General features: G+C 40.1%; 11 protein-coding genes. 5 read left to right on the top strand and 6 right to left on the bottom strand.

Features of this window, described 5'->3' with window-relative positions; all coding sequences use genetic code 11:
- Positions 1-62: 62 nt before the first annotated feature.
- Positions 63-1,799 (bottom strand): sodium:solute symporter family protein, encoded by a 1,737-nt coding sequence (locus EOK74_RS07280; RefSeq protein WP_133469324.1) that lies wholly within the window; start codon positions 1,797-1,799, stop codon positions 63-65.
- The gene (locus tag EOK74_RS07275; protein WP_133469323.1) at positions 1,799-2,053 is read right to left on the bottom strand and encodes a DUF4212 domain-containing protein; all 255 of its coding nucleotides are present in this window, start codon (positions 2,051-2,053) and stop codon (positions 1,799-1,801) included. Before EOK74_RS07275 ends, EOK74_RS07280 begins: the two co-directional genes overlap by 1 nt.
- Positions 2,054-2,334: 281 nt before the next feature.
- Between EOK74_RS07275 and EOK74_RS07270 the strand changes: the two genes are divergently transcribed.
- Both EOK74_RS07270 and EOK74_RS07265 read left to right on the top strand, forming a co-directional pair.
- Entirely contained in the window at positions 2,335-4,212 is a 1,878-nt protein-coding gene (locus EOK74_RS07270) for a putative nucleotidyltransferase substrate binding domain-containing protein (RefSeq protein WP_133469322.1), read from the top strand.
- 8 nt (positions 4,213-4,220) lie between these two features.
- On the top strand, positions 4,221-4,895 hold the full coding sequence (locus EOK74_RS07265; RefSeq protein WP_133469321.1) for an exonuclease domain-containing protein: 675 nt from the start codon (positions 4,221-4,223) through the stop codon (positions 4,893-4,895).
- 62 nt (positions 4,896-4,957) lie between these two features.
- On the opposite strand, the gene EOK74_RS07260 is transcribed toward EOK74_RS07265, so the two are convergent.
- The 4 genes from EOK74_RS07260 to EOK74_RS07245 all read right to left on the bottom strand — a co-directional run bounded on the left by EOK74_RS07260 (position 4,958) and on the right by EOK74_RS07245 (position 9,962).
- Positions 4,958-5,536, bottom strand: a complete 579-nt coding sequence (locus tag EOK74_RS07260) for a porin family protein (protein WP_133469320.1) — start codon at positions 5,534-5,536, stop codon at positions 4,958-4,960.
- Positions 5,537-6,360: 824 nt separating this feature from the next.
- Positions 6,361-7,905 (bottom strand): lysine--tRNA ligase, encoded by a 1,545-nt coding sequence (lysS, locus tag EOK74_RS07255; RefSeq protein ID WP_133469319.1) that lies wholly within the window; start codon positions 7,903-7,905, stop codon positions 6,361-6,363.
- Positions 7,906-7,939: 34 nt separating this feature from the next.
- Positions 7,940-9,038 (bottom strand): peptide chain release factor 2 gene (gene prfB / locus EOK74_RS07250; RefSeq protein ID WP_133469318.1). Its coding sequence is split into 2 segments (ribosomal slippage): positions 7,940-8,962 and positions 8,964-9,038, totalling 1,098 coding nucleotides; the frame shifts between segments, so codons are not numbered across the junction.
- Between the two features lie 81 nt (positions 9,039-9,119).
- Positions 9,120-9,962, bottom strand: coding sequence for a mechanosensitive ion channel family protein (locus tag EOK74_RS07245; protein ID WP_133469317.1), 843 nt, complete (start codon positions 9,960-9,962; stop codon positions 9,120-9,122).
- 134 nt (positions 9,963-10,096) lie between these two features.
- On the opposite strand from EOK74_RS07245, the gene rimK reads away from it, so the two are divergent.
- From rimK to EOK74_RS07230, 3 genes are read left to right on the top strand one after another with little or no spacing between them, the layout of a single operon-like run.
- Positions 10,097-11,002: a 30S ribosomal protein S6--L-glutamate ligase gene (rimK, locus tag EOK74_RS07240; RefSeq protein ID WP_133469316.1), complete on the top strand. Its 906-nt coding sequence runs from the start codon at positions 10,097-10,099 to the stop codon at positions 11,000-11,002.
- Positions 11,003-12,028, top strand: coding sequence for a succinylglutamate desuccinylase/aspartoacylase family protein (locus EOK74_RS07235; protein WP_133469315.1), 1,026 nt, complete (start codon positions 11,003-11,005; stop codon positions 12,026-12,028). It abuts the gene before it with no gap.
- 12 nt (positions 12,029-12,040) lie between these two features.
- Positions 12,041-12,478 (top strand): ATP-dependent zinc protease family protein, encoded by a 438-nt coding sequence (locus EOK74_RS07230; RefSeq protein WP_133469314.1) that lies wholly within the window; start codon positions 12,041-12,043, stop codon positions 12,476-12,478.
- Positions 12,479-12,505: the final 27 nt, after the last annotated feature.

The raw sequence follows: 12,505 nt of genomic DNA, 5'->3' as shown, positions 1-12,505 counted from the left end.
AAGGCTAAAGAGGATCTCTTTAGCCTTTTAGTTTCAATAAAACTTATTACAAGTTAACTTACCTAATGGTCGCTGATTGCTTGCTCACCACCTGGACTACGCATGTTTTCAACCAAATCTTGAATCACTTTAGGTGCTGGACCTGTAAACTGAAGCACGATAAAGGCAACAGCAAAGTTCACAATCGCCCCCACTACCCCAAATGCATTAGGTGAAATACCAAAGAACCAATTTGGCGCCATATCACCTAAGAATGATGTACCTGGGATAAACATGATCCCCTTATGTTGGAACACATAAAGCATGGTAATTCCAATACCTGAACACATTCCTGCAACCGCTGCTGTACCACTCATTTTCTTAGAGAAGATCCCCATCATTAACGCGGGGAAGATGGATGAAGCAGCCAAACCAAAGGCCAGCGCCACCGTCCCTGCGGCGAACCCGGGCGGATTGAGCCCCAAGTAACCCGAGACTAAAATAGCAAGTGTCATCACTATCCGCCCCGCCATTAACTCGTTTTTCTCAGATAAATCTGGTGTCAGAACCCCCTTCATTAAATCATGGGATATGGAAGATGATATGGCCAATAATAACCCAGCAGCCGTTGACAATGCCGCTGCTAAACCACCCGCAGCCACTAATGCAATTACCCAATTAGGCAAATTAGCAATAGCAGGGTTCGCTAGCACCATAATGTCGTTGTCTACTTTCACCATTTCGTTAGTTTTAGCATCTGCTGAATATTGAATTTTGCCGTCACCGTTTTTATCTTCAAACTCTAATAAACCGGTGTTTTCCCAGTCTTTAAACCACTGAGGACGCTTTTCATACTCTAAGTGCTGACCTGCCGTAGGTTCAATGGTATTCATCAAGTTAAGACGAGCCATGGCACCAACAGCTGGGGCTACCGTATAAAGCAATGCAATGAATACCAAAGCATAACCTGCTGAAGAACGAGCTGCCTGTGCTGTAGGTACAGTAAAGAAGCGCATGATTACGTGTGGTAAACCCGCAGTACCTATCATCAATGACATAGTGTATGCGAACATATCTAACGAGCCATTCATATTACTTGTGGTGTACTCTTTAAAGCCTAACTCAGTTACCACTAAATCAAGTTTATCTAGTAAATATACACCACTACCATCAGCTAACGTAGAGCCTAAACCAAGTTGAGGAATGGGATTACCTGTAAGTTGGAAAGAGATGAAAATAGCAGGGATAGTATAAGCAAAAATCAACACACAATATTGAGCGATTTGGGTGTATGTAATGCCTTTCATGCCACCTAAAACAGCATAAAACCACACAACAGCCATACCTATGCCTAAACCTAATCCGTAATCTACTTCTAAGAAGCGCGAAAACGCAACTCCTACCCCTTTCATTTGACCAATGATATAAGTAAGTGATGCAAGTATTAGACAAACAACAGCTACAATACGAGCAGTCTTAGAGTAATAACGATCGGATATAAACTCCGGAACCGTAAACTTGCCATGTTTACGCATATAGGGTGCGAGCAACATAGCTAGTAATACGTACCCCCCCGTCCATCCCATTAAAAATACCGAACCGCCGTATCCTAAAAAGGCAATTAAACCCGCCATAGAGATAAAAGAAGCAGCACTCATCCAGTCGGCACCAATAGCCATGCCGTTTTGCATGGGAGTAACACCACCACCCGCTACGTAAAAATCACTAGTAGAAGCAGCACGAGCCCACCAAGCAATAGCAAAATAAATACTAAAAGAACCAAATACTGCAATGTAAGTATATAGTTTTAATTCATCCATTATGATTCATCCTCAGCTTGGTATTTTTTGTCAAGCTTGTTCATTTTGTAGCCATACCAAAATATCAAACCAACAAAAACGTAAATAGAACCCTGTTGTGCAAACCAGAATCCAAGTTTATAACCACCGAGACGAAATTCGTTGAGTGGTTCTACTAATAACAAGCCAAAGCCAAATGATACGATAAACCAAATGACTAGACATATTGTTATCAAGCGCAGGTTTTCCTGCCAATATGTTGTCTTCTTTTCCACTTTATTCTCCTAGCACTGATGCCGTTTTATTTATTACACTTGCTATTTTTGTAATAACGATATTTTTTGAGTAAAAGTTTGAATATAGAAATGTCACCAAGGCATTAAGTAACCGACTTGTTAAAAAAATAACAATTCATATACAACTTCAACTATCAGCAACACTAGCAAGCTTTGTTTTTATCAGATATACCACCTTGGTCTTATACCCCCATTTATCCGTTGACTTAAGGCTTAAGTCACCTCAAATTAGCGCTACAAACCCTACTTGGAAGTATTATATGGATAATGAATTAGCTGAAGTCAGCGCTTTTGTAGGGGGCATTCCCCCCTTTGATTTATTGCCTGAAAGCCTTCTAGATAAGCTAGTAAAAGAAATTAGCATCAGTTACATGCGCGAGAACGAGCACCTAGCGCCGGATGATTTTGAATTGCCCCAATTGTACATATTGCGTAAAGGTGCGCTGCGGTGTGAAGGTATAAACAATGAACTCATAGAAAAATATGCTGAAGGGGATATTTGTGCGGTTTATTGTCAAAAAAACCAAAGCTTAGTTAAAGATATAACCCTTATTACTGATGAAGACAGCCTAATTTACAGCCTTGATTACTCTCCACTTAAAACCCTATTAGTAGACAAACCTGAAGCGATAGCGTTTTTAGAGCATACCTCAGAGCAACGCCTCCATAACAAGAAAGCAAAGCTCAATGACGAAGCTATTTTAGCATCTTCAATTAGTAACACTTCAGTTGCTGATTTTTATCATCACTCTGTTGCCACTGTATCACCCAATGTCTCTATTCAAGACGCGGCTATAAAAATGACAGAGTTAGGGTTTTCTTGCTTAGTAGTAGTGGATGAAAAGGACAGCTATGGACAAGTTACCGACATTAAATTAGGCATAATTACCGACAAAGATATCAGAAGGCGCTGCGTGGCAGTTGGTTTAAGCACTACCAACCCCGTTAGCGATATCATGACAAAAGACATTGCTACCATAGATATACAACGCAATGCCTACGACGCATTAATTGCCATGACCAGCAAACATATCCACCACCTACCCGTCACCAAACTTGGTAAGCTGATTGGTATGGTAAGCGTCACTGATTTAGTCAACAACGAAGAACATAACGCCGTCAATATCACCAGTATTATTCACAAAGCACAGTCTATTGCAGAGCTAGTGACCACCAGTAAACTATTAAATAAATTACAAATTAAACTTACCAAACTAGGCTCTAATGCTGATCATATAGGTAAAAACATCAGTGCAATTACTATGGCATTCACCATACGCCTAATTGAAATGGCCGAACAAAAGTTAGGGCCTGCTCCAGTGCCCTATGCTTGGTTAGCAGCAGGATCACAAGCAAGGCAAGAACAGCTAGCCCATTCAGATCAAGACAATGCGCTAATAATATCTGATAGCATGCAGCTTGCAGATGACGCTTACTTTAAAGCACTAGCAACCTTTGTAAGTGATGGATTAGCTAAATGTGGGTTTGTGTATTGCCCCGGTGACATCATGGCCACTAATAGTAAATGGCGACAACCGCAAAAAGTATGGCAACAATACTTTGACAAATGGGTAGATGCCCCAAGCCCTAAAGCCTTACTAAATAGCAGTGTGTTTTTTGATCTAAGTACCATTCATGGTGATATCACGTTACTCGAAACTGTTCGTCAGAAAATGTTACAAAAAACCAAAGTCAGCACACTGTTTATTGCTCACATGTCGGCAAATGCCTTAAGGTCCAAGCCTCCTCTTGGCTTTTTCAGAGGCTTTGTACTGATCCAAGATGGCAAACATAATTCAACTCTCGATTTAAAACACAGCGGCATTGCCCCTATTGTTGACCTAGCCCGCATTTATGCCTTAAGTGAAGGGATAACAGCTGTAAATACCATAGAACGTTTACAGCAATGCTCTGGCACTAAATCTTTAACCAAGTCATCAGCTGAAAACCTAATCGATGCCTACGAGTTTTTAACCTCTGTACGGCTTGAACATCAGGGCAAACTACTCTGTAAAAAGCTCCCCGTTAACAACTACATTGATCCTAAAACCATATCAAAACTTGAAAGAGAACACTTAAAAGATGCATTTAAAGTTATCAAGTCGATGCAAGACTATCGACAATCAGCGGTTATTTAGAGGCAAGTATGTTTCTTAGTAGTTTATTTGGATACGAAGCTCGCAGAAAACGACTCTTAAAAAAAGTACCTAAAGGCGCCCTTCATGACTTTTTATCTGTGCCCTTTCCTAATGAGACTACCCCCTTGTCTGAGCTACCTATTTTATCTGTTGATTTTGAAACCACTGGCCTAAATGCCCTCACAGATAAGTTACTAAGTGTAGGGTTTGTGAGCATAGACAATCAAAAAATAAAGCTTGGTAGTTGTTACCATCAAATCATTAACACCGAGCAAAATCTTGAAGCTGACAATGTGATAATTCACCAAATAACTGACCAACAAAAATCTGCGGGTAAACCTTTACAAGAAGTGGTCGAGGCTTTATTAAAGGCATTAGCAGGAAGAGTTATGTTGGTACATTTTGCACGAATTGAAAAACAATTTTTAAAACAAGCTTGTCTAGAATTATACGGAATAGCCCCGCCCTTTATGGCGATAGATACCCTAGCCTTAGCTAAGCGTAAACTGGATCAAAGAGATATTGCCTACGACCCACAAGAATTAAGGCTGGCAGCTTTAAGACAAAAACATAACCTACCCAATCACTTTGCCCACAACGCCCTAAATGACGCCATAGCTACAGCCGAACTACTATTAGCACAACAAAAAAATAGTGAGAAAAAACTAAAGGAATTGATGTGACAAAGCAATGCTAAGGAGTTAAGTCATCAGTTTAATTTCTGATGACTTAACATTCGTTTTAATTAGAAACGATATTCAAAACCGACACTAGCCTGTTTAAAATCCGTATCAAAGTTTTCATCATCAACGTCATCAAATTCTAAACTAGTGTCATAAACACTATAAGTAGCATTCAAAACAAAGTTAGAAGTAATATTAACTGCAACACCACCACCAAGAAACACACTCTCATCGTCAACGGTTCTGTTGTAATCTAATGCGTTGTAGTCAGTTTCAGACCATAATTGCCCAGCTTTTACAAATAACAAAAAAGTATCGTTAATTGGCAAGGTACCTTTAATGGCGGCAGTATAACCATCAACATCAGCGCGGGCTATATCTGTGCCATAGTCACCAAAATTAATGTAGCTACCTTCTAATGCAATATATTGATTGAAGCGATACCCAACAATTCCTTCAAAAACATTCTTATCTTCATCAAAGTCATCGTCACCTTCAACTCTTAGATAACCATAATTACCACCTAAATAAAATCCACTGCCGTTAAGATCCTCATTTGAATTGCTTTGTGCAAAAGAATTAAAAGACGTAGCATGTGCAATGGCTGTTAGGCTAGATAGAATTTTAGTTTTGTGTTTCATTTAAATTAGCTCTTAGAAAATTAAAGTGAAATAAAGCCGCGTTAGCAGCGTTGCATTCACATAACCAAGAGCAAAGCCCATGCCTAAAACGAAAGCGAACACTTTTCAATCAAAATACACATCAAACCCCTTATTTATGAGTGCAAATCAATCAAAAACAAACCTATTCAAGAAAAAGCCTGAAAAGCTAAACAAACCCAATCAAGACAAGATTTCACAAAAAATGTAATTTTTACATGAGGAGCTAGTTAGGAGTAACAAAAAAATGACGTAGGAAGACATGAAAAAGTAACAGGGTTCAATCTACTAATGTTCAGCAGACTCATTCCAATTGAGATTTTCTAAAAAAGGGACTCGGCTTAGAAACCAACTAGGAGTTACGTCTGCTATGTATACAGAAAAAAACGTACCTATATATGCACTGCTCCTAAATCGAGAATGGCGTTTACTATTACCTTTACGAAAAGCTAAAACCTAGGCACGAGTTCACATAATGATTAAAATAGAAAACAAATGTAACCAAGTCAGCTCCCCCTTTTGAATAAAAAGATGATAACGACACGAAGAATTGATGGCAGCACAGTGATTAGATGAAAGTAAATTTCAATATAATCTCTATATTCAAAGTCAATTAATTCAACATATCCTCACAATTTAAAGTCTAGTGACTCCTTAATCTCTGAATGTGTATATCGGAATGCCTTAACGCGAAGCGCGGCCTGTGGGCAAAGCGCCTACTCAGCTAGTATTCTTTCCGATACGGTAAACATAAAAAAAGGACGCCTAAGCGTCCTCATCACGATAATACGAAACCATACAAACAGCTATTCCGCTGGAACTTCAGGCTTCATGTGCGGGAACAAAATCACATCTTTAATGGTTGGGCTGTCGGTAAACAACATCACTAAACGATCAATACCAATTCCTTCACCTGCTGTAGGCGGTAAACCATATTCTAGAGCGCGTATGTAATCTTCATCAAAATGCATCGCTTCGTCGTCACCGGCGTCTTTTTCTTCCACTTGTTTGCGGAAGCGCGCAGCTTGGTCTTCTGCGTCATTAAGCTCTGAGAAACCATTGGCTAGCTCACGACCGCCAACGAAGAACTCAAAGCGGTCTGTAATGAAGGCATTGTCGTCGTTTCGGCGAGCCAATGGAGATACTTCCCAAGGGTAAGCCGTGATAAAGGTAGGTTGGTCGAGTTTTTCTTCAGCTGTGGCTTCAAAAATCTCACACAAGTATTTACCTGCACCCCAAATACCTTCGACTTCTGGCTCTTTTATGTGTAGTTGCTTGGCCATAGCTTTTAGCTCTGGCAAGTGATTTTCTGGGTCGTTAATAGCTTCTGCGTTAGCTTCTGGCCAATACTTTAAGACAGCCTCATTCATGGTTAAGCGTGTAAATGGCTGACCAAAATCATAATCCACTTCACTTACCACATTGCCTTCAGCGTCTTTAGTAGTATTCTTAATTATTGTGGTACCTAAAACATCTTGTGCCACTTTACGTAGCATTTCTTCGGTAAGGTTCATCAAGTCGTGATAGTCAGCATAAGACTGATAAAACTCTAACATGGTGAACTCAGGGTTATGACGAGTCGACAAACCTTCGTTTCTGAAGTTACGGTTTATTTCGAATACGCGCTCAAAGCCACCTACAACCAAACGCTTTAAGTACAACTCTGGCGCTATACGTAAATACATATCAATATCTAACGCATTATGGTGTGTAGTGAAAGGCTTAGCTGTTGCACCACCTGGTATAACTTGCAACATAGGCGTTTCAACTTCCATAAAGTTGCGCTCGGTTAAAAAGTTACGAATACCACTTACCACTTTACTGCGGATCATAAACGTATCGCGAGTTTGCTCATTGGTGATCAAATCTACATAGCGCTGGCGATATTTTGTTTCTTGATCGGCCAGACCGTGGAATTTTTCAGGCAGTGGGCGTAAAGACTTAGTTAACAACTGATATTCAGTCATGTTGACATATAAATCCCCTTTACCGGATTTATGTAACTCACCTTTAACACCAATAATGTCGCCAATATCCAAACTGCCAAATCGGGCTTTAATATCTTTTTGGGTATCTTTCGATGCATAAGATTGAATACGACCAGTCATGTCTTGCAACAACAAGAAGGGACCACGCTTAGCCAAAATACGCCCAGCGATACTTACCACTTTGCCAAGTTCTTCTAAGGCTGATTTTTCGTGCTCACCGAACTCTTTATGTAGTTCATCGCTGTAAAATTCACGACGAAAGTCGTTAGGGAAACCATTAGATTTGCAGTTTTCTCGTATTTGAGAAAGTTTAGTACGGCGCTCTGCAATTAATTTGTTTTCATCTTGGTTTTGATCGGTCATCGACTTTCCTGGTATCTCTGTAATTTGTTGTGTTTTACAAGCCAGATTTTAAACTGGCTTGTATAAATTTATCTAAATCACCGTCTAGTACGGCTTGTGTGTTGCGGGTTTCTACCCCAGTTCGTAAATCTTTAATTCGTGAGTCATCTAATACATACGAGCGAATTTGACTGCCCCACCCTATGTCAGACTTGCCATCTTCCATAGTTTGTTTTTCTTCATTCTGTTTCAGCATCTCATGCTCATACAGCTTTGCCTTAAGTTGCTTCATGGCTTGGGCTTTATTTTTATGTTGCGAGCGGTCATTTTGACACTGCACCACTATATTGGTGGGCTCGTGGGTAATACGTACCGCTGAGTCTGTTCTGTTTACGTGTTGCCCACCCGCACCTGATGCACGATAGGTATCAATGCGTAAATCAGAGGGATCAATTTCAATTTCGATATCGTCATCTACTTCTGGATATGAAAACACAGAGGCAAAAGAAGTATGACGCCTGCTACCCGAATCAAAGGGAGATTTACGTACTAGGCGATGTACGCCAGTTTCTGTGCGTAACCAGCCAAAGGCATAATCACCACTAAAGCGTATAGTGGCACTTTTAATACCTGCTACGTCACCATCTGAAACTTCAATTAATTCTGTTTTAAAGCCATGGGCTTCGCCCCAGCGTAAATACATACGCAATAACATATTGGCCCAATCTTGGGCTTCTGTACCGCCAGAGCCTGACTGGATATCAATGTAACCATCGTTAGCATCATTGGGGCCAGAAAACATACGTCTGAATTCAAGTACTTCTAGCTTTTTGATTAGCTCTGCTAATTCAGATTCAGCTTCATCAAAGGTATCTTGGTCTTCTGCTTCTACAGCTAATTCAACTAAGCCTTCAACATCTTCAGTACCTTGGTCTAACACATCAATGGTTTCGACCACTAATTCTAAGGCAACCTTTTCTTTTCCAAGTGCCTGAGCACGTTCGGGTTCATTCCAAACGTCGGGACTTTCTAATTCGCGGTTTACTTCTTCAAGGCGTTCTTTCTTTTGATCATAGTCAAAGATACCCCCGAAGCGACAAGGCACGTCGGCGTATATCGGCTATAGCGTTGTTTACTGGGTTTATTTCAAACATAAATTATCGAGATAGTCTCAGTATAAAAGGGCGGCGATTTTAACGGATTTTAGCTACTAATAACAGCGCTCAAAACTAGAATTAACTTTCTATAGCTAATTCTTTCAATTTATCTTTTTGAGCATACCAATGGCGCATAAAGTCTGCGTAAATTGCTTGTTCAATTTCAATGGCTCTTTCTGTTGGACAGAAAATTGTAATTTCTATTTCTGTGTCACCTAGCTCAGTGGTAGATACTTTTATTTTGGGATCAGGACCTGTAATGGGTACATCTAAACGTCTTTCTATCATTTGATTATAACGCACTGCTACGTCATAAAAATCTTCACAGTATGCTTTGGCATTTTCTACTATTTTTTCAATAAAGACAAAGGGGTTTACGCTTTGGTCCCTGGTAATAATAAAGTGGTGAGTAGCATAGCGTTTTAAGAAATTTAGGTTTTTAATTGGGCTAGTAATTAATTTATTGTTAGGAATAAACAAGGTTTTACCCGTATATTCGTAATTTTCTATATTCACTTCTAACAGCGTGCTCTTGATCCAATCGGTTGCCGACACTTCACCAACAAACTCACCTACTTCTATCCAGTCTCCAATTCTAAATGGGCGAGTAGAGACTAAGTAAAAGAAGCCAATTACACATTGAATAAACTCTCGGGTCGCTAATACTATGGCAACAGAAAATGCCGCAATTGAAAAAGCAAACTTTTGAATTTCATCTGACCAAATACCGAGTATCAGTACAATAAGAACAAAATTCAGAAAGTTCTTAACATTATTCACTAAATCACGTTTATCAGCCCCTTTACTTTTGGCGTGGCTACGCAACCATTTAACCGATAAATATTTAGTCGAAAGAGCGATAAATACTAGAGAAAATGTGAGAATAAACTGGTTCTGCAAAATGAGGTAAACGTGTTCCATTAATGACTTTTTCATGTATCGATGATAAAAAATGGATTATACAGAATCTTATGTAACTATTTAATAATATAAGTCTTTACCTAGACGATTATCTAGTCGTACTATGCGCCACAAATCACATATGGACAAAAATCATGCGTATCGCAATCTTGTCTAGGAATCCTAGACTCTACTCTACTCGCCGCTTAGTTGAAGCTGGAACATCACTTGGTCACCAAGTAGATGTAGTCGATACTATGCACTGTTATATGGACATTACGAGTAATCGTCCATCGGTTAGATATAATGGTAAACCTCTTCCCTATTATGACGCTGTTATTCCACGTATTGGTGCTTCGGTTACCTTTTACGGAACATCGGTTGTAAGACAATTTGAAATGATGGGCACCTATAGTATCAATGAGTCAGTAGCCATTAGTCGCTCCCGTGACAAGTTGCGCTCATTACAATTGTTATCTAGAAAAGGGATTGGCATGCCCCGTACTGGTTTTGCACATCATCCGGATAAAATTGACGACCTAATTAAAAACGTAGGTGGCGCTCCAGTTGTTATTAAATTACTTGAAGGTACTCAAGGTATTGGCGTTGTTTTGGCTGATACCCAAAAAGCTGCCGAGGCAATTATTGAAGCCTTTATGGGGTTAAAAGCGAACATTTTAGTACAAGAATATATCAAAGAAGCCGGTGGTGCTGATATTCGCTGTTTAGTAGTAGATGGCAAAGTTATAGCTGCAATGAAACGCCAAGCTGCTCCGGGTGAATTTCGCTCCAACTTACACAGAGGCGGTTCAGCGAGTATTGTACGCTTGTCTCCAGCAGAACGAAAAACGGCTGTAGATGCGGCAAAAACCATGGGGCTAAGTATGTGTGGTGTGGATATTCTCAGAGCTAGCTCTGGCCCTGTTGTTATGGAAGTTAACTCTTCACCAGGGCTTGAAGGCATCGAAACAGCTACAGGTAAAGATGTGGCAAGCATGATTATTCAGTGTATTGAAAAAAATGCCAAACCTAATAGCAACAAAACAAAAGGAAAAGGCTAAATGAAGCCTCTTGAAATAGGTGGTGTGAGTATTCTCCTTGGAGAGACAAAGCGCATAGAGCTACCTATGCCTCCTTTATATACAGACACTGTTTTGTCTATGCCTGTGCATGTGCAGCGCGGCAAGCGAGACGGCCCTACTATGTTTGTTAGTGGTGCAATTCATGGTGATGAGCTAAATGGTATTGAGATCATTAACCGCTTAATGAAAAGTAAATCCATTAAGTCTATGCGCGGTACATTAATTACCGTTCCTATTGTAAATATGTACGGCGTGCTAAACCAAAGCCGTTATTTACCTGACAGAAGAGACTTGAATCGTAGCTTTCCGGGTAGTAAAAAAGGCTCATTAGCGGGCCGTTTAGCTAACTTGTTCATAAAAGAAATAGTCAACAAGTGTGATGTGGGTATTGACTTACACACGGGCGCTATTCATCGCAGTAACTTACCTCAAGTGAGAGCGGACCTTGATGACCCTGAAACATTGGCAATGGCAGAAGCCTTTGGTTTACCAGTATTGTTAAATGCAGACATACGGGAAGGATCGTTACGTCAAGCTGCTGGAGACCTAGGTGTAAAAGTAATTTTATACGAGGCTGGCGAAGCACTGCGCTACGATGAGTTTTCTATCAGAGCTGGCGTAAAAGGCATCATCAGCGTGATGCGCCATGTGGGCATGCTCAATAAACGAGCCCGAAAAGGCCATGCTATATCGAAATTTATTGCGAGGCAAAGTGGCTGGGTAAGAGCCACAGAAAGTGGCTTTGTGAATCATGTGGCACAACTTGGTGATCACGTACCTAAAGGGAGCGTTTTAGCAACCATTGCGGACCCCTATGGTACAGAACTAAGTACAGTGATATGCCCAGAAGAAGGCGTAATAATAGGTAAACAAAACATCCCGCTTACCCAAGAAGGTGAAGCTATGTACCACATTGCTTATTTTAGAAAACCTGATTCTGTGGCAGAACATGTAGAGTTGTTGCAAGACAATCTAGTATTAGACGAACCATCTATTGTCTATTAATGAGTAAAGTGTATGACAAATAACAAACATCTAGTGGGTGCTTTAGAGCTATGTGACTTGCCCTTTTTGTCTTTAAATGGTCTTGAAGCAAGGGTTGATACTGGCGCCACCACTTCATCATTACACGTGGATAATATCTTAGAATTTGAAAAAATGGGGGAAGCTTGGATTAAGTTTGATATTCACCCGGATATTCACGATGTGTCTCAAGTAGTGCAGCGAGAAGCTAAAGTAAAAAGCGTTCGTAGAGTAAAAAGCTCAAATGCCACATTACAAAAGCGCCATGTGATTGAAACGGATATTTTGATAGCGGGTACTCAGTGGAGTATTGAACTTACTTTAACTGACCGCTCAGAAATGAAATATCTGATGTTACTGGGGCGAGAAGCTATGTCAGGACGATTAATTGTTGACCCTGAGTTAGAGTTTGTATTAGGTAAGCCCGCTTAAATTACTTGTTTAGTTTACCCATAAAAA

Origin of the sequence: Paraglaciecola marina, from assembly GCF_004360155.1 — a bacterium.
Lineage (GTDB): Bacteria > Pseudomonadota > Gammaproteobacteria > Enterobacterales > Alteromonadaceae > Paraglaciecola > Paraglaciecola marina.
Note: the sequence above shows the minus strand (reverse complement) of the source record. Positions and strands in the feature narration are given on the sequence as shown.